The following is a 23,822-nucleotide window of genomic DNA, read 5'->3' as shown; positions in this document are numbered from 1 at the left end:
TCTCGAGCCCGCCGCCTTAGACCGCTCGGCCACCCCGGCCCTATTTTTAATATGTAACTCGCTTTTAATATGAGTTCTGTTTCTTAAAATCTTTTAACTAATGCTTATTAGCCTATAAAACACTTTTAAAAATGAAAAATATGAAGGATGAATAGATTGAAAGTCGCTATAGTAGGCGCTGGATTTTCAGGTCTAATATTTTCTAATTATTTATTGGATGCAAACATAGATGTTGACTTATATGAAGAACATAGCAAAGTTGGGATACCCGAGCATTGTACAGGAATAATCTCTAGCTTAACCTCAAAACTTATTGGTGAAGTTTCTAAAAATAATATTATAAAAAAGTATACAAAATTAAAAATTACAAGTTTTTATAATTCTGTAGAAATATATACAAAAGATGATATAATAAAGCTTGATAGAGTTAAATTAGAAAATGATTTATTAAACCTGTTTATTAATAGAGGTGGTAATGCCTTTTTAAATAAAAAAATAAAAGAAATAAACTACAATAAAATACTAAATAAAAATTATGATGCAATATTGTTATCTGATGGTATAAATGGGTTCATACATAAAAAATATGGTCTTGGATTTCAAGGTAGGACAATATATGGGATTAATCAGGAATTCTGCATTAATAACGATGAAGATCTTTTTGAAGTTAGATTTGATAACAAAACATCTAACAATTTTTTCTCATGGTATGTCCCTTTAAGGGATAAAATAATTATTGGAACTGGAGCAGAAAATCCTCAAATGCTAATGAATGCTCAAAATAACGCTATTAAATCTTTCAATATTAAATCAAATCCTTGCCATACATATGGAGGTTTAATAATTTCTGGTATCAAAAAGGCAAACATAAGGAATGGAAATATAATAGCTATAGGAGATACTATAGGACTAACTAAACCTTTAACAGGAGGAGGCTTATTTCCAAATTCATTAGCTGCATATTTTTCTTATAGTCTAATCAAAAAAGGATATAACATACTTGACTCTATAGAATCTTCTATAAGCTTTGTTTTAAGCATGCTTAAAAAAACTAATAACTTATCTATGATACTTCATAAAAATCCTACGATAATTGAGGAAATTATTGAAATTTCTAAAAAATCAAATCTCTTAGAATCAATGAATCGAAAAATAGATTACGATTTCCATATTGATTTGATTAGGAATTCTTTAAAAGATAAGAATTCATATAAATTCTTATTGGGCTTTACATCAAGTTACCCAATATCCCTATTTAAATTGGGAATTGGCATATTAAAAGATTTAATATAGTTCTTGTTTAATCAAGTTTAAAATATTATTATATGCATCATTTAATTTTTCAGCTGTAATTTCTATGCCTATTACATTGTTATTTAACTGTGATTTCCCACCAACTTGATATCCTAAGGATCTTAATTTAATGGAGATTTTAGAAAAATCTATATCATTTCTTTTAGTTCTTATATAAATAGATGCATCATTGGTGCTATGAGCTAAGTAGCCAATCATAACTATTCTATCAGGATATTTTGAAGCAAGAGCGCGAGAAATTTTGCTTATCAACCTTCCATTGCCATCTATTAATGATGCATAGAAACCCTTTGATACTTCTTCTAACTTGTTATCGGCCCTCTTAATCAAATTATCAAGTTCTTCTTCCGCTTCTTCCCTTAGCGTTGTTAGAATGGGATTACTCATTAATGCTACACATGGATCTATGCCACCATATGCTAAGGATATAGGTAAATTCTTTATTATATCTATTTTTCCTAATGCTTCGGCCCCCCAAACTTGCATAGCACAATTTTTTGGTATATCATAATCTTTTTCTGGATCTAAACCTATTTCTTCCATATATTTCTTATATATTCTATTATTTTTTGCTTCCTTATCTAAATCCCCAACAATACTTGCCGAAATAAGCAATGGATCATAGCTACCAGTTAAAAGAGCTATTACATGAGCAGCGCTTGGCCATAGGCCCTCTGGATCTCCATCTTTAGCTGGATTATAATATATTACAGCTAAAGATCTTGGTATGTCATTTGTAGTATGATGATCAATGGAAATTACTGGCCTATTAGTCTTTGAGCTAATTTCCATTAATACTTTAGAAGATAAATTAAGATCTAATACAACTACTACATCATGGTTTTCAGCTCTACTTGCCAATATTTCAAGGTATTCTCTACTAAAAACGTATCTAAAAGGAGGAGATTCAAATTCTATTCCTTGACCAATATAGCTCGCAAGAGTTGATGCAGAAATTACTCCATCAGCATCCCAATGGTGTAAAATAATAGGATTACTATGAGAAATTAGCCTCATTAAAGGTTTTTCTTCTAGTTGCATTAACTGCACCCATCCTTACATAAGTCTAAAACAAAATCAGCGATTTTTTTAGAAATTTGACTTGCGTTTTCTATTTCCTGTCTAACTAACATTGTCTCCAAATTCGAAACTAACGATATGTAATTTGAACTATTCTTACCTTTATTTCTGCTCGATATAACAAAGCTTTCAAGCTCCATTAAACTATATGGATCTGCCGGTACATTAAATTTAATAAATGCTTTTCTTAATGCGTCATGAGCCCTCATGATTTTTCACTTTTACACTTCTCCACAGATTAAAAATTTTTTAAAAATATTAAAGTTAGAGTATTAAAAGCTTATGAGTTTATTAACATACTAATTAAAAAGTTTTAAATCCTTTATTTGTATATAAATTATGATGCACAAAGGTGTGTCCAATTTGATCGCAATTACTTTACTCCCGTACGCCATAGTAATAGGTTTACTAGTTGGAGTCTATTACGCATTTATGGCTTTAGGTCTTAATTTGGTATTTGGAGTAGTGAGGATGATAAATCTGTCTCATGGAGATATCGTAATGTTGGGATCCTATTTGGCATATTATTTATTAATATATTATAGTATAAAAGAAGGAATAAGCTTTATAATTGCGTTCCCAGTTTTTTTCTTATTAGGTGTTTTAATATATCTAGCATTTGTACCAAAACTTAAGTCTAGTAGCGACCCTGAAATGAATTCTTTTACAGCATTTTTTGGTTTATCATTAGCTATAGAAGCAATCTCATTTATGGTGTTCGGAAACTATTACCATGCAATACCTACTAGCGCTCTATTAGGGGGAGCATTTAACTTATTCGGATTTAAAACACCAAACGTTTATTTAGCTATAACATTACTATCAGCAATAATTCTTATTATAACTTATTTTTACTTAAACAAAACAATGCTAGGAAAAGCCACAAAGGCACTTATGCAGAATCAAGAGCAAGCAATAAGCTTTGGAATAAATCCTAAATGGGTAACACTAATAACTTTTGCTTATGGATTTGGAGTTGCAGGAATGGCCGGAGTAATAGGACCATATATTCTAGGAACAATATACCCTAGTATGGGAGACTTCATTACAATATTAGCTTTCACAATAGTAATAATAGGAGCTCTAGGTAATCCATTAAGCACAATAATAGGAGGTATAGTATTTGGAATTTTTTATCAACTACTACAAGTCTACTTATCTGGGCTCAGTTTAGCTATTACATTTTTAGCTTTACTTGCAATTATAGTCATTAAGCCTGGAGGAATTCTTGGAGGCGTTCAACGTGAAGTTTGATAAAAACTATCTTGCTGCGATTATAATATCGATTATAATGATTTTGGTAGCTTTTATAGGCCCAAAAATATACTCTAACGAAGCTTTCTTTTTCAATATTATTATTTTAACTACTGTAGCTCTGGGATTAAATATAATATATGGATTAACAGGATATTTACCATTTGGATACATGGTATTCTTCGGTATGGGAGCTTATGGAGTATATATTGGAATAAGATTAGGGTTAATGCCAATTGAAGCTTTTGTTTTTGGCTTCATATTGGACTTAGTTCTTGCATTAGTATTGCTACCTTTGTTTAGATTAAAATCACATTATTTTGCTATAGCTACTCTTGCTGCTTTTGAAGGTATATATTATTTAGTTCAATCTCCTGATCTCTCTAAATTTACCAATGGTGCCTTAGGAGCCTCTTTAGTAACCATATACAATCCCAATTTAACATATATTATAGCTACAGTTTTCTTAGTATTTGTTATATTACTAACATCTTGGATTAAATCAAGCAGATTTGGATTATCTCTAAGAGCTATAAGAGACAGCGTTATATCTGCCTATTTAGATGGAGTTAATGTACCTATAACAAGAGGTACTGCTTGGATAATAAGCGCAATGATAGCTAGCGTAGCTGGTGCTTTATATGGCTGGTATTCCTCATTTTTCTATCCTGAAACTGTTTTTGCACTAACTCTAGGTGTTTATATAATTGCTTTTGTTCTCTTCGGTGGTTTAGGAACAATAATTGGCCCTATAATAGGAACTGTAATTTTATACAGCATATATCAATATTTTAATATATCATATACATATTATGTTCAGCTATTCTTCGGAATATTGTTAATTTTACTAATATTATTTTTACCTGGAGGTATAGCCCAAATAATTAAAAAATTCTTTAAAAGGTCAATGCCTTAATTTTTATGCAACTTGGAAGAATGTCTTTTTAACTTCATTATTGTTTGCGATTTCTGAAGTTGTACCCATTAGTTTTATTATTCCCGACTCCAACACAATTACCCTATCAGCTATCTCTATAAATGATGGGTTTTGCTCAGCTATTAACATAGTAATACCTTTTTCTTTTAATAAGCCTGCATATTTTACAATTCTGGATACCATTAATGGAGAAAGACCTGATGATGGCTCATCCAATATTAAAAGTTTAGGCCTGGCCAACAATGCCATTGCCATAGATAGCATCTTCCTTTGACCGCCAGATAATGCTTGGGCCTTTATATTAAGAAAGGCCTTCAATTCGGGAAAGCTCTTTAAAACATCTTCTAGCTCTTTATTAAAATTAGACTTTGTATTTTTTGAATAAGCTATCTCCATATTTTCTTTTACTGTAAGATCTGGAAAAATTGCCTGCTCCATAATCATTGTTATACCAGACTTTGCTCTTCTATAAGCATCAAGATCAGTTATATCTTTATTATCAAATAATATTTTTCCAGAGAATATTTTTACAAAACCTGCTATTGATTTTAACAATGTCGTTTTACCAGCGCCATTTAAGCCTAGTATTAAAACGGATTCATTATTATTTACATCAAATGTGACGTCTTTGATGATCTTTAAATCTCCGTATCCTGAATAGATATGCTCAACTTTTAGCATATCTTTCACCTAAATAGATTTTTATTACTTCTTCATTATTAACCGCTTCTTCATATGTTCCTTCAAATAATTTTTTGCCTTCATTCATAACGACTACTGTATCAGAAACAGCTTTTACCATTTTCATTAAATGCCCTATATAGATTACTCCATAACCTTTCCTTCCAAGCTCTCTTATTTTAGACGCTATTTCCTCTTGCTCCGAAATACCTAAGCCTGCACCTATTTCATCGATCATAATGTATTTAGGTTTTACAGATAATGCTCTTGCAAAATCTAAAAGTTTTTGCTGTTCTGAGTTCAATTCTTTTGCTTTTTTTTCTGCCATATTATAAATACCAACGAATTTTAAACTTTCGATAGCATTAGAAATGGCTTCTTCTCCCTTCAATCCTGCTCCGAAATATGAACTTACCAAAACATTTTCTAAAACTGTTAAATTTGGATAAGGTCTTGGTATTTGATAAGTTCTTGATATTCCTGTTTTAATCCTTTTATGAGGTGGAAGTTTTAACAAACAATGATTATCAAGTCTAATTCTCCCACTATCTGGAGATAAAACTCCTGTAACTAGATTCACAACAGTCGTCTTTCCTGCACCATTAGGGCCTATAAGAGCTTTTACTTCACCTTTTTCTACTTCCATGCTAAAATTATCTACAGCTCTTAATTTTCCAAAAGTTTTTGTTAAAGATACTATCTCTAGCATTCTTCTTCACTTTCTGAATTTTTATTGTATCTGGAAAAGTATTTAATTGTTTATGTATTTCAGTATTATAAAATAGCTTCTATGATCATGCATATTAAAGTTATTTATATTATATTATGTGAAAAAGTTTTTATACTTAGCATTATAATTAAAATTTAGTAAAGAGAGGTGTATGTTATTTTGAATAAAACTAGGTATAGGTCTGTTTCTACAGGAGTCATAGTTGCAATAGTAGTTATAATAATAGTTGTTGTTATTGCAGGTGGATTAGCATATTATTATATGACTAAGAAAACTACTTCTACTACAACAACAAGTTCAACAACTACTTCAACAGTAGCAGCTCCGCCATATATTTTGATTGGTACATTATATGCTTCATCGGGAAGCTTCGCAACATCATCTATGCCAGAATATGAAGGCCTACAGCTATGGGCTAAATGGATAAATCAAAGTGGTGGAATATATGTTAAACAATATGGTAAGAAAATTCCGGTTAAAATTGTAGCATATGACGATCAAAGCAACCCATCAACAGCTCAATCGCTTTATCAACAACTTGTTACAGTAAATCATGTAAATGTGTTAGTTGCCGATTTCGGTTCAGTTTTAACTGCACCTGCAGTTTCATATGCAAATGCTAGCCATATACTGCTATGGGATGTAACAGGATCTTCTTATGCATTCTTTATAAATAATCCATATATAATTTTAACATCATTGCCTGTATCACCTTACTTTGTAACTTATGTAGCGCCTTTCTTGCACTCATTAAACATAACAAAAGTTGCAGTTATATATGCCTCTAATGATTTTAATGCATATCAGGATTATTTCTTAGGCACATTCTTCAAGCAATATGGAATTACAGCAGTAGTAAATGAAAGTTTTCCCACCTCCACTTCTGACTTTTCAACATATATAGCAACTATAAAGGCTGCTAATCCTCAAGCAGTTATTGAACTTGGTTATCCAACTGATGATATTCCCTTCCTAAATCAAGTTGCAGAGTCAGGCACTTATTTCCCAATGGTTTTAACCAATTTCCCAGGACAACTTTTGCCTATTTTCTTGAGCTCAGTTGGTAAAAACATGAACGGTACCTTTACATTAGCTTATCCTCCTTTGGTAAGTTACACACCAAACTATGGACCTAACTTAACTGAATTTGAAGAATTATGGAATAGTACTTATCCAGGTACTCCACCTAACTTCTTATCAATAGCAGGGTTTAACGCTGGATTAATCATAGGATTAGCAATACAAGATGCAGGTACATTAAACCAAACAGCAATAAAGGCTGCTGTGCTAAACGATATTAGTGGAAAAATAACTACAATAGATGGACTTTTCAATGTAACACAATTTGGCATGCAGGTAGGAGAAAACCCATTACCATCACAAGTATGGGTATATCCGAATGGCACGGCAAAAGTTGTATTATTATGGCCACCTAATGAAGCTACTGGAAAAGCAGTTTATCCTGCACCCGCTCCGTAAAATATACATTTTTTATATTCTTAAATCCTTTTTTTATATTCGGGATGGTATTTGGTTTCATTAAAAGCGTTTATTGAAATAATAAGAAAGTTATTAGATGAAGGAATTAAGTTTACAATAATAGGAGATACTGTGATTTTATTAAATACAAAGAGCGAGGATGTTGGAGAAGATATTGATATCTTCGTGGAGTCTCCAAGTATATTAGAAAATGAAAATTTCTACGAAGAGATCGTAGAAAGAAATAATTGGTTATATGGACATACTTGGCTAAACACACCAAGAATAACAGCCATCATAAATAACGAAGAAGTCAATTTAGACCTTTATGACAATTTATATGACTTTTATATACCAGAATCTTTTATAAAAAATGCTCAAAGAATCGATATAAATGGACTAAGAATTAGAGCAATAAATATTGAACAATATCTAGTCTTAAAATCTTATTCAGGTAAAGAAGAAGATATGCTAAAACTAAAAGAAATATTAGTTATTTTAAAAAGAAACAAAATCAAAATAGATGAAAATAAAATAGTGGAAGCTGCTAGAGAATTAGGAGAAGAAAGTACAATAATAAGGAGGCTTAAAGAAATAGGATATTTGAGGTGAAAAATATGAGATTACTTAAAATAATTGCTACTGTAGGCCCGTCAAACTATGATTACAATGTAATAAGAAAAATGATTGCAACTGGAACTGATGCTTTCAGAATAAATATGAGCCATGGCGACCAAAAACAATGGGAAGATTTTATAAATTTGATTAATAAAGCATCCAATGAACTTGGCATAACAGTAACTAAAATTGCAGATTTAGAAGGACCCAGAGTAAGGTTAGGAAATTTTGATCCAATAAAAGTACAACAGGGACAAAACTTAGTATTAAAATATGAAAATTCAAAAGTTGATGGAATTCCCATAGACAATAAAGTCTTCTTTTCATCTATCGAGCAAGGAGACAAAGTACTAATAGATGATGGAAAAGTATCTGTTGAGATAGAAACAGTTGAAAAGGATTCAGCTGAAGTTAGAGTTATAGAAGGAGATGTTCTTGAGCCAAGAAAAGGTGTCGTAATTGCTGGCAAAGAATTTGATATGCCACCTATAACAGACAAAGACGTAAATGATATGAAATTTATTGCATCTAAAGATTTTGATTATGTTATGGTAAGTTTCGTAAGAAATTCTAAACATATTGATATCATACGAGAAACTCTTAAAAAACAAGGTGCTGATAATATTGGATTATTAGCAAAAATCGAAACACCAAGTGGAGTAAAAAACATTGATGAAATAAGTGAATCAGCGGATGGTATAGTTGTTGCTAGAGGAGATTTAGGAATGCATTTTCCATTAGAATTATTACCTATGATTCAAAAAAGGATAATAGAAAGTGCAAGAAAAAAGCTAAAACCTGTTATATTAGCCACAGAAATATTTATGAGTATGGTTGAAAGACCTGTTCCATCTAGAGGGGAAATATCTGACGTTTACAAAGCACTTGAGGAAGGAGTAGATGGATTTCTGGTAACTTCAGAGACTTCTATAGGAAAATATCCAGTTCAAGTTATAATATGGCTAAGCAGGGTTATACAAGAAGCACAGAAGCATATTATACCAAATAAGATAGATATATCAGATATATCAGAAGCAAAAATTGCTAAAGGAGTTGTTGATTTAGCAAACGATATAGGAGCTGAAATTTTATCATACGCAACAACAATAGACATGTCAAGATTAATATCTGGTTTTAGACCTTCAAAACCAATTTATACTGGAGCACCTTCAGAATCTATAGCAAAAAAACTAAACATATTCTGGGGAGTTAAGCCTATAATAGTTGGATTATCAAACAATGAAGAAGAAGGATTAAATTTAACTGAAAATTATTTGAAAAAAGAAGGCATTATAGGGACAGGAGATACAGTTATAGAAGCTGCTAGAAGCATTGACCAAAATTCATTTATAGTAAAAGTTAAGCAATTATTATAATCCATAGTAATATTTATCTTCATTCTTAACAATTATTTTTTTAGATAATAGCCTTTCAAACGCTAGGTCCCAATAATATCCCAAATCTTCGTTACTTATGCCATACCATTCTGAAAATATTTTTTTAAGCTCCTCGTAATTTAATCCATTTTTTGCTCTTACATCTTCTTTAAATATTCTTTCGATGAATTCCATAACATCTTCCAATCTTGTCCATGGATATTGGAACCAAGACCAATCCTTAACCTCAATTAAATAATAGTCTGGTTTATACTTTGCAACAGTGCTTATCCATTGAAGAGACGCAGTCCTTGCATCCTTGGGATTCCAACTCTCTTTAATAAAATCCTTTGCAAGCTTAAGGGTTTCACCGGTATCAACTATATCATCAACTATTAAGATATTTTTGTCTTCAGCATCAATTTTGAATGGATGCCTTAATATAGCCTTCTGAGTAACTTTAGCTGCCTCAACCCAGTGTTGACTTTGCACACTCAAAAGATCACTTATACCTAGAAAATCACATAATAATCTAGCGGGAACATAACCGCCTCTTGCAACAGCTACCACAATATCTGGTTTATAGCCTGAACCTTCAATAATTTTGCTTAGGTTGAAAGTCCAATCCACTATTTCAGACCAACCGACTAATTTGACTGGTACTTTAGGCAATTATTATCCCCAATAAATTTATACGTCAAACATTAAAAGTCTGTTGTTTTCTAAATTTAATAAATTATAACTATATTTTTTAATATAATTTTAACTTACCAGTTATTTTATCTACAATTTCTTCTGGAGCTGGTCCTATGCATACAGCCGTAATAGTGCCAGGAGGAAGTTGGGTTCTGCCTGCATCGCTAATTATAGAGCAAGGTAAGCCTAATTCCAAGGCTTGTCTATAGATTTCTTCTATTTCTTCTCTTGTATTAACCCTTAATACTACCTTCATTTGACCTCCTTTTTTCCATAAATCAAGCCATTCCTTCCAATCTCTTCTATTAGATTCCAAAACTTGAAAAACAGCATCACAGCTTGCATGAGATGCTTGAGCAGCTGCCTTACCATGGCCCATTTTTAAATCCTTCCTTAAAACTATTGATTGTTTGTAACCCAATTTTTACACCTAAATTAGTTTATTAGAGATTAAAGATATAAGTAGCATCGAATATAGTCCTGCCGTAATAGGGTCAGTGTTAAATTCTATAACCTCGTTATCTAAATAACCCATTTTTAGCATTAATATAAGGTCTTTAAAGTCTGAGGAATCCACACTTGATGTTAACAAGTATTTCCTATATTTTATCTTATTGCTTAATAACTCTATAGGTAAAATAAAAATACAGTTTTGAATAATATTATAACAATAAATTGCTCCTGCCTCTGTTGATGGAGTGTAAAACATAACAAATTCTTCATTCAAATTTTTCATTTTTTCAATAGAAGAGCCATATTTATTAATAAGCCAATCATAAGAATTTTCCAAATCATCAATTTCCCTTTTAATTCTCTCATATCTATCTCCTAAATCTTCAGGAATCCATAACAATGAAGCTATACTATTTACAATCACAGGCGTTTTTGAATTGACTAGTATTCTATTAACATTAAGATATTCAAGTCTTTCCTCTAAAGTATCTTCCATCTTTGGAGAAATAAAATTAACTTCTAAATTCATTAACCTTGAAACCTCAGCTGCATGCACAGACCTAGAATCCTTTGAATTAGATGAAAACACTATTACACTATTAAAATGCTCATAATAAGGTAAAGAATATTCAACAGATTCTGTAGGAGTTAATAATGTAGCTTTTTTACCAGAAGATAACAAGCTGATATACAAAATTTTCCCTGCGGATCTAGACATATAATCAGATATAATTAGTATATTATCATTTATACTAGGTTTTTTCAAGGATTTTGCAACTTCTATAGCCTTTCCTAGATCCCTTTTTAAATCATTGTATTGCATGTTCTAACGCCTTACAGCAGCTACAATGATTTTCATCTGGATCTTCTTTTAATTTTGGCACAACATCGTAAAGTATTTTTCTGGCACCTTCAATATTTTGTGTCATAACTTTTTCAACTTCAGCCGCTGTAACAGGTTTTTCAGCCCATACATCATAATCTGTAACCATAGCTAATGTTGAATAACACATTTGTGCTTCACAAGCAAGGTTTATTTCTGGGACAAGCGTCATGCCTATTATATCTGCCTTAAATACTTCCTTCCAAACTCTGCTTTCAGCTCTTGTTGAGAATCTTGGACCTTCTATACATATATATGTTCCGCCTAAATGTGATCTATAATTTAGAGATTTAGATGATTCAAAAATTTTTTTACTTAGATCATCACAAAACGGATCAGCCATACTTACATGCACTGTTATAGGACCATCAAAAAATGTATATTTCCTTAACTTCGTCATATCAATAAATTGATTCGGAATTACAAAATCACCTGGCTTCATATTTTCATTTAAGCTTCCAACAGCTGAAACACTAATTACATATTTTGCACCTATTGATTTTAGAGCCCATATGTTAGCTCTATAATTAACCATATGTGGTGGAAATCTATGACCTTTTCCATGTCTCGGTAAAAACGCAACACTAACACCTTTTATATACCCTATTGTTATATTATCGCTTGGCTCTCCATATGGTGTATATACTTTTACTTCTTTAGCATCCTCAATTATATCTGCTTGATATAATCCTGATCCACCAATTATTGCTACATGAGCCTTAACATCTTTTGGAATTGAAAGTTGAACCGTCATCATATATCGCCATATTATTAATACAGGAATAGGTTTTAATTTTTGTATAAATCTAGTTGATGTGGTGAGAATTATGGTAAGATTTGCTTTAATAATAACTAGTGATAGCGTTTATTATGGGAAGAAAAAAGATGAAATAACGCCTATTGTTGAGAAGATAATTAGAGAAAGTGGTCATGATCTTAAATTTAAAACAATAGTTAGAAATGATGAAGAAGAAATATTAAAATCATTAAATAATGCTATAAAGTTTTCTGATATAATACTAATGACTGGAGGAACAGGCATATCTCCCAAAGATATAACGGTCGATACTGTAAAACAATTAGCTAGAGATGTTTTACCTGGTTTTGGAGAACTTCATAGATCAAAAAGTATAAACGAAATTGGGTATAGAGCTATATTAAGTAGGGCTAATGCATTCATTGTAAACAAAAGCTTAGTGGCTATAAGCCCAGGCAATCCATCTGCAGTTAAAATATCTTTAGAAATTTTGTTGCCTATAGCAAATCATATAGTGGAACAACTTAACGGAATTCCACACAATACATAGAAAAATAAAATTTTGGCATTGAATAATTATTTTTGCAAATAATACTATTAATTTTTAATAAAAAATGCAAACATCTGTTTTCAAAAATTCTTATTAATCCTTAATACAAATCGTAATGTGAATAAAAATGCAAAATAGATATATGAAAGACATATATTTGTTAGCTTTAGTTAGATCAATAAGGAGTTTTAGCTTTGGTTATATAGCTTTTTTATTACCTTTATATTTGAAATTTATTGGTTTTTCGACAACACTTGTCGGTTTTTACGCATTAGCAGCAACTATAAGTAGCAGTATACTTGTTTTAATTAGCGGTTATTTAGGAGATTTATACAGCAGAAAAAAGACCTTAATAATTATGTCCTTTCTTCCTGCTATAGCTTACATTATTCTAATCATTTCTCATAATATTATAATTGCCTTTTTATCTTCAATGTTCGGGCTTTCACTTAGCCCTATGGGTGGTGGAGCAGGGGGAGGACCGGTAGCTCCATTACAAACAGCTATGGTTGCTAGTAGAACCAATAAAGAAGAAAGAACGAAAATTTATTCATATTTAACTATGATAGCTATTATAATGGCAATGTCAGGAAGTTTTTTATCCAGTTACATTATAAAAGCATTCCCAAAAAATTACTATTATTATTTATTCGATATTGCTATTGCATTATCTTTGTTTTCAATAATATTATTGTTCTTTATATCCGAGAAACCAGATAAATTTAACTACAAAGCAGATTTCATGCCAAAAAAATCTGCTAAAAACATAAGCAAAGTAGCAATAGCCGGCTTATTTGGAAGTTTGGGTCTTGGTATAGTATTGCCTTTATTGCCTTTATATTTTAAGCATATAGGAGCTAATGATTATGAAATATCAATAATCTATGACCTTTCATATATGGCTACTTCTATAGCCCTCTTATTATCAAATAAACTACAGCATATTTTTGGCTACATAAAAAGCATTTTAATTTTAAGATCTGTAGGATCTTTGCCTTTGTTCTTAATACCATTAATCCATTCAATAGTTATTGATGCGGGAATCTATATTTTAAGAACAGCATTTTATCAGGCCGCTTTGCCAATAAGGCAAAATGTCAGCATGGAATTGTATTCTCCAGAAGAAAGATCTAGAGGTAGCAGCATAACAGGTATAGCCAGGAGGTTACCATATGGCGCTGCCACCACAATTGGATCAATATTATTTCAAATCGGTATGTACTTTATTGCTTTTTTCGCTGCATCCATAATTTCTTTCCTTGACCCCATTCTTTATTATTTATTCTTCAAAGAAATTGATAATAAAAACAAATTAATTCTAAATTAATCTTAACTAGTAATTGCTTCAAAACGTAATTCTTCTTTTTTTACTGGACTTGATGTAGGAAATTGTGTTCTATCAGCATAATTATATGAATAATATTCTGGCTTTAGCCTCTCTACTATCAATTTATATGCTTTCTCAGGGTTTGTATGGTTCCCACAAGTATAAACGTCTACAGTTGCATATCTGTATTCTTTCCACGTGTGAACAACTATATGGCTCTCATTAACAAGTGCCATAACTGATACTCCACCTTTAATTCCTGGTATTTTCCAGCTCATTAACTGAATTAGAGTAGCGTTTGCAGCTTTAACTGCATCAAGAACTGTTTGCCTTATTAACTCTTCATCATCAGCTATTTCAGGTTTTAATCCATATAAACTACCGTAAACGTGCTTTCCAACAATGAAGTCCACACCACTACGTGACTCTTCATTCACTTCTAAGTTCATGCCCTCCTATTTTTCTATTGTAACTTGCAAAAAAGAGCCTTATTAAGCTATTCGTGCTTTACACTAATTTATTCTATTAACAGATCTCTTAATTGTTATAATATTCTGTATTACTAAAATTTTTTGGTAAAAGGCATCAAAATAATAAAACTATTAAAACTAAAAATATAAATTAATTAAAATTTATAGTAATCCTTTTAAACATTTTTATCCAACATAAAATTTAAGGCGATCTGGTATGCCAGATATAGACGATCCAGAATTAAAGGAAATATTATCAAGAAAAGCAATAGAAATAATTAAAGAGTCGTCTAAAAAAAATGAAGAAATTGTAACAGAACCTGTAGAATTGAATGACAGTAATTTTGAAGAATTCATATCAAAAAATAAAGCAGTTGTCGTTGATTTTTGGGCTCCTTGGTGTGCGCCATGCCATATACTTTCTCCTATGCTTGAAGATTTATCTACAAAGTATACTGATATTAGATTCGCAAAAGTAAATGCAGACGAGTCTCCAGTAACAGCTAGCAAATATTATATAATGAGCCTACCGACAACCATGTTATTCTTTAATGGAGAAGCTGTTGATAGAATAATAGGAGTTGTTCCTTACGAGGTTCTTGAGGAGAGAATAAAATGGTTGCAAGCAAAGTTGTATTGATTGGTATTGATGCATTAAGTTATGGAGAATTTATGAAGTGCAGACCAAAAACTTTATTGTATTTATTAGATAATTCATTTAGAGGTGTAGTTGAAAACAATCCGCCCCAAAGTCCTATATCGTCTTGGCTTTCAATACTTAGTTTAAAAAAAGTCGATTCAAACAAATTTGATAGTAATATTTCTGATTTGTCTTTAGTAAAGCTAATAAATCCAATATTAATTAATATACCTATTATGAATCCAACTTACGGTATTTTTAATATTAAATTGGATCAAAATGTTCCTTATCAAGAAGAAATAGATGGCGTCATGAATGAAATACTAGAAAACTTAAATGAAGGGCCAATAATTGCCGGAATCACAGCTTTGGAAAGAATTAATGATAGAGTATGCGATATATATAATTACATAGATAGAATGCTATTAAATGTATTAAGAAACACTGAAGAATTTATTGTATTTTCACCCTATGGCATGCCAAAGAAGAATTTCTATGAACCATATGGAGTATACTTATCATCTCGGCCAAGACCCAATGAACACGATACAGTTAAACTATGGGAAATAGGCCAAATATTTGCCGACATAGTTAAAGGAAATAATAGACAAGAGGATTTCTAATTTAAAGTCTTATTTTTGTCGTAAAAAATTAAATAATACCATAATTATTTGAAACCAGTCATCAATGATCTCGCAGCCAGTATTACCGGGTCCCAACTTCTTGATATTGCAGGCATATACGCATGTTCTAAATAAAATAAATCATATAAGGTGTTTGATTTCATTATAGCTAAGGCTATCATATCAATTCTGCCTAAAACCTCTTCACCACCTATTATTTGAGCCCCTATAATTTTTTGTGATACTTCATCTGCAATTAGCTTTATGATAATGTCTTTCCCTCCAGGATAATATCTAGCTCTTGTTTTAGATCTTACTATAGTTGACATTGTCTTAAAACCATTTTTTATAGCTTCACTTTCAGTTAATCCTGTTTTTGCAATAAAATAATCATTATATTTTGTTATGGCAGTTCCAACAAGACCTGGAAACTTATAATATACGCCTCCTATATGATTGCCTGCAGTAAAACCCATTTTGCCTGCAACAGGCGCAAATGGTTGCCAATCAGGTTTTCCTGTTATAATGTTTTTTGATTCAGCTACATCTCCAACTGCATATACATCTTTCATATAGGTCCTCATATATTCATCGGTCTTTATGGCTTTTGTTTCTCCAATAAAATTGTTTTCCTTGACTAATCCTGTGTTGGGCATTACTCCTATTGCTACTATTGTTCCATCGACTTCGTATCTGTTTTTATTAGTTATAACTATTCTTCCTCCTTCATTTATTTCTAAGGTTTCTTCATTTAGCTTTACTAATAGATCTTTAGAAACCATATTGTTAATGTAATACGCCATATCTTCATCAAGTATTTTATTTAATAAGTATGAATGCTTATGAATTAATATAACTTGTTTTTTATTTTTTGCTAATGCTTCCGCCATCTCTATTCCTAAAATACCTCCACCTATTATAGCTATTTTGTTTAATTTCATTATTTTATCTCTAACATCTCTTGCGAACGCAGGGTGATGTACATAGAAAATCCTAGATTCATTATCATAATTAATTTTTTTAGGCTTTGAACCAGTTGCTAATACCAAGTAATCATATTCATATTTGTAAACCTTACCCTCGTTTACAGTATAAATTATTCTATTATCAAAATCTATATCAGTTACCTCATGGTTAATCTTTACATTCACGTTCCTTTCCTTTTCAAATTCCTCTGCTTTGTATGCTGCTAGTAAACTCTCATCATCAAATAACCCTTCAATATAATATGGCAATCCACACGGCGCATGACTTATTAGGTTTGTTTTCTCAAAAACTTTGATATTCATAGAAGGTTTTCTTCTTCTAGCCCATGATGCTGTAGTCATCCCTGCGTCTCCTCCTCCAATTATTATTAGCGTTTCTTGTTTCATACCTCATCCCAAAATTAATTAAAGAAGGAGAAAAATAAAGCATAATATTAATAAAGTTTCAAACAATTTTTATTATCCTTTCTAATAATATTTAATAATATGTAAATTGATAAACGAAAGGCAAGCCTTGCCCTTTTAAGGTTAGGTAATATTTTAAGTTATTAAATGCTTTAAACTATTGTGGAAACAATAGAGAGCATGAGTAAGCCCATAATGGGCTATTAAACATGGTCCGTGTCTCCGCACAGATAAATATACCTGAGTCCCTAGAACTGGGAACACAGGTTAAATCTCGGTGATGAGGGATGATAGGCTGAAGACCCAGCCAGTGATTACAGCTGGACTAATAGAGCGGGGTTTTATATCATACACTCACTAGCTATGAAGTCATGAAGATGAAGGCAGTAAACCATAAGCCTGTAAACCCCTAAGGGAATTCTTGCTCTTTACGGATCGGAGGAGGTCGATTCCAGCCCAAATGGTAGCATAGTTTATCCAATTTCATGTCTTCTCTATTAAAGGCAACTGAGCTATATCTAAATTATAAATCCAGATAAAATTACACATTTTCTTTTTATAATCATCTAAATTTAATTCCGTGTGTATTACCTCACACATATAATGCCTTCCTTAATCGCTTTTGTTTTGATTTAAAATTTTTAGAGAAAAAAATTTTAGCTTGTTTTCGATTAGTGTTTAATTTGTGGGTGGAATTAGCATGGCACAACTTAAAAGAGAATCTTTAGGTTTTTTAGGACTTGTGTTTTTAAGTATAGCGGCTATCTTTCCTGGAAGTATATATATTGTTAGCTCAACAACTTCATTAACTTATGCAGGAATAACAGCTCCTCTCACTTTTATTATTGGTACATTAATGATGCTAACAAACGTTGTTGCAGTTTATATTTTCTCTACAAAAATCGCTAGCGCAGGCGGATTTTATAAATTTGTTGAGAGTGCATTTGGAAAATCACCAATCTCCTCTACAACTGGTTTAATTCAATTTTTAGGCCAATTATGTCCAGTTATTATATCAGCAACAGTTTTTGGATGGCTAATACCAGTTACTGCAAGTTCTCTTTTTAATGTGACTTTGCCATATTATATCCCATTTTTAGCAAGTCTTGCAGTTATAGTATTTGTTTTTGTAGTAAGTTACCTTGGAATTCACTTATCAAGAGATTTTGCTGTTGCATCAGGTATAGTTCAAATTATAGCTATATTGGCAGTTTCATTATATGTTATATTTAAATCACCTTATAACACGATACAAGTATTTAATATAAAGCTTTCCCCAAGTGGTCTTTCAGGCTTTTTCCTTGGAACTATTGTAGGTCCATACACTGCATATATAGGATATTCTTCAGTTGTTCATTTCGGAGAAGAAGCAAAATTACCCAAAGAAACTATTAAGAAAGCTATATTAGTTTCACTTATATCATTAGCAGTATTTGAAACATTAGTAATGTACGCGATTACAATTGGTGTTCCTCCATCAGATTTAAGTAATTTGGCAAGTTCATTTGCACCTGCCCTCGTTGTAACATCAAAATATCTTGGCATCTATATAGCACTTGCTGTCTTAATAATTGCTCTATTTGGACAAATAACATCTCCATTAGTATTTGGAAATGCTGCCGAAAGAGTATTATTTTCTTTGTCTAGAGACGGAATTTTACCGAAATTTCTCTACAAAGTTCATGAAAAATACGGTTCTCCATCAAATGCTAGTATTGTGGTGTTTTTAGTAGCACTTTCAGCTTCATTAATTACTCAAGTAATAATGGTTTATTATTATGGTGTTTTGCAAGGTTTCTTTTACACAGTAGTGTTTTGGGCTTTAATAATGACGGTTATGAATCTTGGATACCATGCTATAGTAAATCAATCGCTCGCATTTTTAACAAAAAAATTAAAAGATTTATCTATATTAAAACATTTAATAGTTCCAACTATTGGCACCATACTTTCTATAATTGCATGGTATTATTCCTTCTTAGGCATTGGATCACCACTTATTTACACCATACCATTTATCATAATATGGGTAATAGCTTCAATAATATACTCTATTTACATATTTAAGAAAAAAATTTGATTATTTCTATTTGTTAAATTTTAAAATAGTTTTTTCTATAGCTCTCGTACCGAATTCAAAATCATCATCATCGATTAAAACAGGAGGTGTTATTTTAAGAACCTTTCCCTCTCCTACTAAGTTACAAACAACCCCCTGTCTAATCAACTCTTCTCTGAATATTTGATTGAAGCCATTCTTTATGGATCTTTCATCAAATTCAATACCTAAGACAAAACCTGAACCTCTTATTTCCTTAAAATAATTGGGTAGAGGAGAAAATAACTTCTTAATTTTCTCAGAAAGTGTTAAAACCCTATTTAACATTTGTTCATCTATTAAATCTAAAAGTTTCAGAGCTATACTGGATGCCTTAGCATTTCCTGATAATGTGCCTAAAACCCCTGTTTCTGATAGATCATCTCTATTTGTACATATAGCACCTAAAGGTATTTCTCCAGCTATACCTTTACCAAATACTATAACATCTGGTTCAATGCCCAATTCTCTTGAATAAACAAAATATCCAGTTCTTCCATAGCCAGTATATGCCTCATCTGCTATCAATGTTAGATTATATCTGCTTTTTAATTCCTTTATAAAAGAAACCAAATTTTTTCTTATAGGTCTTACACCAGCGTGAACTTGAATAGGTTCGAAAATTAAAGCTCCTTGATCAAGATTTAAAAGCTTCGATGATTTTTCTATTACAGAACTTATAGTTTCAATCTCATCCGTACTATCCTTAATTGGAAAAGGTAGGTGAACTATCTTGTTTTCTAAATCGATACCTTTTTCAAATGAAACCTTTCTGGTTAAATATGTTAAACCATGATAAGCCCCCTCAAAGGAAATTATTGCACTCTTTTTTTCACTTGCTAATGCAATATCACATGCTTCTGTTGCAGAAGATGTTAAAAATACATTCTTTTTTTGTGTTATTATTGATAACTTTTTTCTTAGCTCAAACGATTCATCTGTTTCAAATATATTAGAACTAACTCCTCCAATATTTTCATTACCAAAAAAATATCCGGTTATTGCTGCAGACCCTGAAAAATCAACTACCTCTCTTCCATTTATTTTTAATTTAAATCTCGAAATAGCCTTTGCTTTAAGTCTATTCATTTATTTTCCCTTTTTAAACACCAAAAGGCATTAAAATGCCATTTAATTTGGCAATCTTACCATTTATCATAACAAAGTCAACATGATTTGGTTCCAATTCATTTACATCATTTAATGGATTACCTTTGATGGCTATTATATCAGCTATATAGTTTTCCTTTAATATGCCAGCATTTATCCCTAAGCAAGTTGCTGCATTTACAGTTGCAGCTTTTAGAGCATCTAAGTTACCTATATATTTTGACAAATGGACTATCTCTAAATAATTTAATCCATGAGGTTCTTCAGAAATACCAACAAGATCTGTTCCAGCAACAATATTTAATTTCTTTTCTTTAGCAATCTCCATATCTTCATTAAAGTGCCTTTCTATAAGCTTCTTTCTCTCTTCACTACCTTTATTTTTAGACAATGCATAAGCTGTTAAAGTGGGTACATAACACATATTCTTTTCCTTAATTTCTTCCGCAAGTTTTTCAGTGAGACCGAGACCATGTTCAATAGAATCAACACCTGCCTTTATTACGTTACTTATGGCTTCTTCTCCATAAGCATGGGCTGCAACTTTAAGTCCTGCTTCATGAGATTCATCAACAATAGCCGATAATTCTTCAACAGTTAATTCTCTTTTTATTTTACCTCCTCCTGCAAAACTTCCAGATGCATATACTTTTATTACATCAGCACCGTCTCTTATACATAATCTTACAGCCTTCCTACACTCCCATGGAGAATCGCAGTAATAAGAATATGAAAGCCTATTTGCGATATCTATTGGTAATATTCTTGGATCATCATCCCCACCTGTTTGAGCAATTGAATATGAAGCCGAGAAAACTCTAGGGCCTAAAAGCTCTCCATTTTTGAATGCCCTAGAAAGAGCTATTGACGTTTTATCTCCCAACGACCTAACAGTTGTGAATCCAGAGCTTAATAACCTGAAAGCATCCAATGTAGATCTAAGCATAGCGGTCTGAGGATTTACTGTAACCCAATCCATCAAATCATGAGAAGTACCACCAAAAAAATGAAGGTGTGCATCTATTAAACCTGGCATTATAGTTAAACCACTGAAATCAAAGACCTTGTCATCTTTTTTTATCTCGATGGAGCCTTTCTCACCAACTTTTTCTATCATACTCCCAGTTATTTTTATTTCTCCATTTTCTACCATATCATAGCCAGTAAATAGCTTTCCTTTCAGAATAATCGAGCCCACTTTTTTCACCCTCTATAACTCACTATTTAATTTTAGCCAAAAATATTTTTCTATCGGAAAAGTATAACCAACAATTTTCAAACCTAACAGATAAATAAAAATTATGTTTTAAATAGCAACCAGTATTAACTAAAAAATTAACCTTTAATCCACCAATAGAAAACAGAGTCTCCCCCATCTATGGGATTTTCTTCATAACTTATTTGATTATTAAATCCATGCATATATGGCTTTATAATCCATATTAAAGTTGGTTGATAAGTATAGACGTAGAGATAAAGATTTATAGCTATTTGTTCAGCCTCTTTATAGTATTCTTGGGCTGCAGTTACATTTCCTATAAAAGCTTCTTTATCTGCTTTTAATATTAAGTTATCCATTTTGTTATATTGTTGTGACTCATTAGCAAATATTTGTGCCAATTGCAAATTACCTTGTGAAGCAAAGTATTTACTCAAATTCTCAAAATAAGAAACGTTCCATCCATTAGGTGCTGGGTAAACTCCTGTCTCTAAATATAGGGCATCAGTAAAGTCGTTTGCAAGAGGATAATCAGCATACCATGCATCATTATAAATAGGCATTGGATTTTGCCCTGGAACACCATAAGCGCCTATCGTAGGCCCTGGCATATACAAAGGTGTTGCAGTTATGTATGGATCCATTTCATGTAATGCCTGTGCCCACATTTCTGCTGCTGTGAAATCAACAGTATCACCGCTTGATACTATTATTGGGAAGTTAACTGTTATGTTATAGAAACCTGATTCTTCCATTAATTGCTTTGCATAAGTTAAATTAAATGTTGGGCAGCCTGTTAATTCTGATGGTGGAATATAATAAGGTAAACCATAAACTATTGCACCACAATATGGACTCCCAAAATTAAAGTGATATTTTGCATTACCTAGTATATCATTTATATATTCTGAATAATTAAATGCATAAGCAAATGCTTTTCTAACTAATGGGTTTGCAAAATAGTATGATGGTATACTATAAGATGGGTTTAAAGAAGATAAAATACTGGTGCTTATATTTGAAGTAAAAGCAAAAATATATTCGTTTAGACTTGGAAATTCGTATAAGGATGCTTGCCCTTCGGATTCAAGCTTTTCTATTGAAGGCATGTAGTTTGATGGTAAAAATGTTACTATATCTGCTTGTCCGGATGAGAACATTTCATATGCAGTATTTGGATCCTTAACCCAATATATTATTATAGTATCATTTGGTTTTGGTATGTATGTTATATTATTAGGCCAATATGGGTTTGGCTTTAATACAACGCTTTGACCTGGGGTATAAGATGATATCATGTATGGACCTGTTGACATTGGATTATCCTGTACTTGTAAATTATAATTACCCGCATTACAAGTTTGTTCATAAGAATAGAAAGATTCTGCTAATTGAGTGAGATTATTGTTATATAAACCTGTCAGATTTATACCATCACCAACGCTTTCTAGCCATTTTGCATCTAAAACTGCTCCACCACCTAAGGTATGAGATAGTGCCATGAAGAAAAGTGTAGGTGTGACTGGCTGAACTAAATGGAATGTAATTGTGTCAGTTGCATTATCATAAGTTACCGCACTTATAATTTCTTTTGCTGCTAAGGTATCATTAGGTGATTTGATAACAGATGTGTATGGAGTATAGTTAGGTATTAGATATTGAGTTATTAACCATCCACCTGTTGAGGGAACTCCCCCAGCACAAAGCATACCTCTAACTATACTATACCAAGCATCATATGCTGTTATAGGATCTCCATTTGCTGCTTTTAAATCAGGCCTTATTTTAAATGTATAAACAGTATAATTAGGAGAAATACCCCCATAAGTATCTCTTTGAGACCAATTACCAACTGTTGGTATGTATTCCGCAGCCATTGGTAAGAAGCTGGTAGTACTAGATCCTTTATAAATAACTAAGGTTGAAAATACATTTGCAATAACTTCCCAACCAACTGTTTCCCAGTCTACATCAGGATCGAAGCTATATGGTCCTCCAGGTACGTTTTCTGCAACTATTATTGTACCTGGATTAGGTACCTTTAATGTTGCAGAATATATTGAAAATGGTAAGCTGGATGATGATACTGCAACTGTTTGATATGTTGTATAATTATATGTTTTTCCTGATGATACG

The 23,822-nt window shown here is 31.7% G+C and carries 24 protein-coding genes; 11 read left to right on the top strand and 13 right to left on the bottom strand.

The genetic code is table 11. The features are described from left to right. Positions 1-156: 156 nt before the first annotated feature. Positions 157-1,293 (top strand): NAD(P)/FAD-dependent oxidoreductase, encoded by a 1,137-nt coding sequence (locus Q0C16_RS05045; protein ID WP_292320094.1) that lies wholly within the window; start codon positions 157-159, stop codon positions 1,291-1,293. Here the strand turns inward: Q0C16_RS05045 and Q0C16_RS05040 are convergent. Both Q0C16_RS05040 and Q0C16_RS05035 read right to left on the bottom strand, forming a co-directional pair. Continuing rightward, positions 1,285-2,355: a DHH family phosphoesterase gene (locus Q0C16_RS05040; RefSeq protein WP_292320092.1), complete on the bottom strand. Its 1,071-nt coding sequence runs from the start codon at positions 2,353-2,355 to the stop codon at positions 1,285-1,287. The genes Q0C16_RS05045 and Q0C16_RS05040 overlap by 9 nt on opposite strands. Continuing rightward, positions 2,355-2,603 (bottom strand): hypothetical protein, encoded by a 249-nt coding sequence (locus Q0C16_RS05035; protein WP_292320090.1) that lies wholly within the window; start codon positions 2,601-2,603, stop codon positions 2,355-2,357. The genes Q0C16_RS05040 and Q0C16_RS05035 overlap by 1 nt, the downstream gene beginning before the upstream one ends. A gap of 130 nt (positions 2,604-2,733) precedes the next feature. Between Q0C16_RS05035 and Q0C16_RS05030 the strand changes: the two genes are divergently transcribed. Beyond that, positions 2,734-3,648, top strand: a complete 915-nt coding sequence (locus tag Q0C16_RS05030) for a branched-chain amino acid ABC transporter permease (RefSeq protein ID WP_292320088.1) — start codon at positions 2,734-2,736, stop codon at positions 3,646-3,648. Continuing rightward, positions 3,638-4,564, top strand: a complete 927-nt coding sequence (locus Q0C16_RS05025; protein ID WP_292320087.1) for a branched-chain amino acid ABC transporter permease — start codon at positions 3,638-3,640, stop codon at positions 4,562-4,564. Before Q0C16_RS05030 ends, Q0C16_RS05025 begins: the two co-directional genes overlap by 11 nt. 3 nt (positions 4,565-4,567) lie before the next feature. On the opposite strand, the gene Q0C16_RS05020 is transcribed toward Q0C16_RS05025, so the two are convergent. Both Q0C16_RS05020 and Q0C16_RS05015 read right to left on the bottom strand, forming a co-directional pair. Next, complete coding sequence (locus Q0C16_RS05020; protein ID WP_292320085.1) at positions 4,568-5,266, bottom strand: ABC transporter ATP-binding protein; 699 nt, start codon at positions 5,264-5,266, stop codon at positions 4,568-4,570. After that, complete coding sequence (locus tag Q0C16_RS05015) at positions 5,253-5,975, bottom strand: ABC transporter ATP-binding protein (RefSeq protein ID WP_292320083.1); 723 nt, start codon at positions 5,973-5,975, stop codon at positions 5,253-5,255. Before Q0C16_RS05015 ends, Q0C16_RS05020 begins: the two co-directional genes overlap by 14 nt. 180 nt (positions 5,976-6,155) lie before the next feature. Between Q0C16_RS05015 and Q0C16_RS05010 the strand changes: the two genes are divergently transcribed. The 3 genes from Q0C16_RS05010 to pyk are packed head-to-tail and all read left to right on the top strand — an operon-like array spanning position 6,156 to position 9,469. After that, the gene (locus Q0C16_RS05010) at positions 6,156-7,475 is read left to right on the top strand and encodes an ABC transporter substrate-binding protein (protein ID WP_292320081.1); all 1,320 of its coding nucleotides are present in this window, start codon (positions 6,156-6,158) and stop codon (positions 7,473-7,475) included. A 51-nt stretch (positions 7,476-7,526) separates the two neighbouring features. Further along, a complete protein-coding gene (locus Q0C16_RS05005; RefSeq protein ID WP_292320080.1) occupies positions 7,527-8,087 on the top strand; it encodes a nucleotidyltransferase in 561 nt (186 codons plus the stop codon). Positions 8,088-8,092: 5 nt separating this feature from the next. Further along, entirely contained in the window at positions 8,093-9,469 is a 1,377-nt protein-coding gene (pyk, locus tag Q0C16_RS05000) for a pyruvate kinase (protein ID WP_292320078.1), read from the top strand. On the opposite strand, the gene Q0C16_RS04995 is transcribed toward pyk, so the two are convergent. From Q0C16_RS04995 to Q0C16_RS04980, 4 genes are all read right to left on the bottom strand, one after another. Then, the gene (locus Q0C16_RS04995) at positions 9,464-10,141 is read right to left on the bottom strand and encodes a phosphoribosyltransferase (protein WP_292320076.1); all 678 of its coding nucleotides are present in this window, start codon (positions 10,139-10,141) and stop codon (positions 9,464-9,466) included. The two genes, pyk and Q0C16_RS04995, sit on opposite strands and share 6 nt — an antisense overlap. 79 nt (positions 10,142-10,220) lie before the next feature. After that, the gene (gene pth2, locus Q0C16_RS04990) at positions 10,221-10,586 is read right to left on the bottom strand and encodes a peptidyl-tRNA hydrolase Pth2 (RefSeq protein ID WP_292320075.1); all 366 of its coding nucleotides are present in this window, start codon (positions 10,584-10,586) and stop codon (positions 10,221-10,223) included. Between the two features lie 9 nt (positions 10,587-10,595). Beyond that, the gene (locus tag Q0C16_RS04985; protein WP_292320073.1) at positions 10,596-11,441 is read right to left on the bottom strand and encodes a hypothetical protein; all 846 of its coding nucleotides are present in this window, start codon (positions 11,439-11,441) and stop codon (positions 10,596-10,598) included. Then, positions 11,428-12,255 (bottom strand): S-methyl-5'-thioadenosine phosphorylase, encoded by an 828-nt coding sequence (locus tag Q0C16_RS04980; protein ID WP_292320072.1) that lies wholly within the window; start codon positions 12,253-12,255, stop codon positions 11,428-11,430. Before Q0C16_RS04980 ends, Q0C16_RS04985 begins: the two co-directional genes overlap by 14 nt. A 73-nt stretch (positions 12,256-12,328) precedes the next feature. Between Q0C16_RS04980 and Q0C16_RS04975 the strand changes: the two genes are divergently transcribed. Beyond that, complete coding sequence (locus Q0C16_RS04975) at positions 12,329-12,808, top strand: molybdenum cofactor biosynthesis protein B (RefSeq protein ID WP_292320069.1); 480 nt, start codon at positions 12,329-12,331, stop codon at positions 12,806-12,808. Positions 12,809-12,935: 127 nt separating this feature from the next. Continuing rightward, entirely contained in the window at positions 12,936-14,135 is a 1,200-nt protein-coding gene (locus tag Q0C16_RS04970; RefSeq protein WP_292320067.1) for an MFS transporter, read from the top strand. 2 nt (positions 14,136-14,137) lie between these two features. Here the strand turns inward: Q0C16_RS04970 and speD are convergent, their stop codons facing one another. Continuing rightward, the gene (speD, locus tag Q0C16_RS04965) at positions 14,138-14,584 is read right to left on the bottom strand and encodes an adenosylmethionine decarboxylase (RefSeq protein WP_292320066.1); all 447 of its coding nucleotides are present in this window, start codon (positions 14,582-14,584) and stop codon (positions 14,138-14,140) included. A gap of 238 nt (positions 14,585-14,822) precedes the next feature. Here speD and trxA point away from each other — a divergent pair, with 238 nt between their 5' ends. Together trxA and Q0C16_RS04955 are read left to right on the top strand one after the other, a co-directional pair. Next, positions 14,823-15,245, top strand: a complete 423-nt coding sequence (trxA, locus tag Q0C16_RS04960; protein WP_292320064.1) for a thioredoxin — start codon at positions 14,823-14,825, stop codon at positions 15,243-15,245. Next, the gene (locus Q0C16_RS04955; RefSeq protein ID WP_292320061.1) at positions 15,221-15,868 is read left to right on the top strand and encodes a hypothetical protein; all 648 of its coding nucleotides are present in this window, start codon (positions 15,221-15,223) and stop codon (positions 15,866-15,868) included. Before trxA ends, Q0C16_RS04955 begins: the two co-directional genes overlap by 25 nt. Positions 15,869-15,912: 44 nt before the next feature. On the opposite strand, the gene Q0C16_RS04950 is transcribed toward Q0C16_RS04955, so the two are convergent. Then, the gene (locus Q0C16_RS04950; protein WP_292320060.1) at positions 15,913-17,241 is read right to left on the bottom strand and encodes an FAD-dependent oxidoreductase; all 1,329 of its coding nucleotides are present in this window, start codon (positions 17,239-17,241) and stop codon (positions 15,913-15,915) included. 718 nt (positions 17,242-17,959) lie between these two features. Here Q0C16_RS04950 and Q0C16_RS04945 point away from each other — a divergent pair. Beyond that, positions 17,960-19,339, top strand: coding sequence for an APC family permease (locus Q0C16_RS04945; RefSeq protein WP_292320059.1), 1,380 nt, complete (start codon positions 17,960-17,962; stop codon positions 19,337-19,339). A gap of 6 nt (positions 19,340-19,345) precedes the next feature. Here the strand turns inward: Q0C16_RS04945 and Q0C16_RS04940 are convergent, their stop codons facing one another. The 3 genes from Q0C16_RS04940 to Q0C16_RS04930 all read right to left on the bottom strand — a co-directional run. Further along, the gene (locus Q0C16_RS04940) at positions 19,346-20,446 is read right to left on the bottom strand and encodes an aminotransferase class III-fold pyridoxal phosphate-dependent enzyme (protein WP_292320058.1); all 1,101 of its coding nucleotides are present in this window, start codon (positions 20,444-20,446) and stop codon (positions 19,346-19,348) included. Between the two features lie 13 nt (positions 20,447-20,459). Then, complete coding sequence (locus Q0C16_RS04935; protein ID WP_367117911.1) at positions 20,460-21,620, bottom strand: amidohydrolase family protein; 1,161 nt, start codon at positions 21,618-21,620, stop codon at positions 20,460-20,462. A 182-nt stretch (positions 21,621-21,802) separates the two neighbouring features. Next, the coding region (locus tag Q0C16_RS04930) for an ABC transporter substrate-binding protein (protein WP_292320054.1) at positions 21,803-23,822 on the bottom strand (2,020 nt) is incomplete at its 5' end.

Origin of the sequence: Caldisphaera sp. (assembly GCF_023256325.1) — an archaeon.
Lineage (GTDB): Archaea > Thermoproteota > Thermoprotei_A > Sulfolobales > Acidilobaceae > Caldisphaera.
Note: the sequence above shows the minus strand (reverse complement) of the source record. Positions and strands in the feature narration are given on the sequence as shown.

What these genes read in the sequence shown, in the direction of transcription:
- Q0C16_RS04970 (WP_292320067.1), top strand. Translation starts at nt 12,936, where the DNA reads ATGCAAAATAGATATATGAAAGACATATATTTGTTAGCTTTAGTTAGA.
- Q0C16_RS04945 (WP_292320059.1), top strand. Translation starts at nt 17,960, where the DNA reads ATGGCACAACTTAAAAGAGAATCTTTAGGTTTTTTAGGACTTGTGTTT.
- Q0C16_RS05030 (WP_292320088.1), top strand. Translation starts at nt 2,734, where the DNA reads ATGATGCACAAAGGTGTGTCCAATTTGATCGCAATTACTTTACTCCCG.
- speD (WP_292320066.1), bottom strand. Translation starts at nt 14,584, where the DNA reads ATGAACTTAGAAGTGAATGAAGAGTCACGTAGTGGTGTGGACTTCATT.
- Q0C16_RS04980 (WP_292320072.1), bottom strand. Translation starts at nt 12,255, where the DNA reads ATGACGGTTCAACTTTCAATTCCAAAAGATGTTAAGGCTCATGTAGCA.
- Q0C16_RS04955 (WP_292320061.1), top strand. Translation starts at nt 15,221, where the DNA reads ATGGTTGCAAGCAAAGTTGTATTGATTGGTATTGATGCATTAAGTTAT.
- Q0C16_RS04935 (WP_367117911.1), bottom strand. Translation starts at nt 21,620, where the DNA reads ATGGTAGAAAATGGAGAAATAAAAATAACTGGGAGTATGATAGAAAAA.
- Q0C16_RS05035 (WP_292320090.1), bottom strand. Translation starts at nt 2,603, where the DNA reads ATGAGGGCTCATGACGCATTAAGAAAAGCATTTATTAAATTTAATGTA.
- Q0C16_RS05015 (WP_292320083.1), bottom strand. Translation starts at nt 5,975, where the DNA reads ATGCTAGAGATAGTATCTTTAACAAAAACTTTTGGAAAATTAAGAGCT.
- trxA (WP_292320064.1), top strand. Translation starts at nt 14,823, where the DNA reads ATGCCAGATATAGACGATCCAGAATTAAAGGAAATATTATCAAGAAAA.
- Q0C16_RS04940 (WP_292320058.1), bottom strand. Translation starts at nt 20,446, where the DNA reads ATGAATAGACTTAAAGCAAAGGCTATTTCGAGATTTAAATTAAAAATA.
- Q0C16_RS05020 (WP_292320085.1), bottom strand. Translation starts at nt 5,266, where the DNA reads ATGCTAAAAGTTGAGCATATCTATTCAGGATACGGAGATTTAAAGATC.
- Q0C16_RS05040 (WP_292320092.1), bottom strand. Translation starts at nt 2,355, where the DNA reads ATGCAACTAGAAGAAAAACCTTTAATGAGGCTAATTTCTCATAGTAAT.
- Q0C16_RS04950 (WP_292320060.1), bottom strand. Translation starts at nt 17,241, where the DNA reads ATGAAACAAGAAACGCTAATAATAATTGGAGGAGGAGACGCAGGGATG.
- Q0C16_RS04985 (WP_292320073.1), bottom strand. Translation starts at nt 11,441, where the DNA reads ATGCAATACAATGATTTAAAAAGGGATCTAGGAAAGGCTATAGAAGTT.
- Q0C16_RS04975 (WP_292320069.1), top strand. Translation starts at nt 12,329, where the DNA reads ATGGTAAGATTTGCTTTAATAATAACTAGTGATAGCGTTTATTATGGG.
- pyk (WP_292320078.1), top strand. Translation starts at nt 8,093, where the DNA reads ATGAGATTACTTAAAATAATTGCTACTGTAGGCCCGTCAAACTATGAT.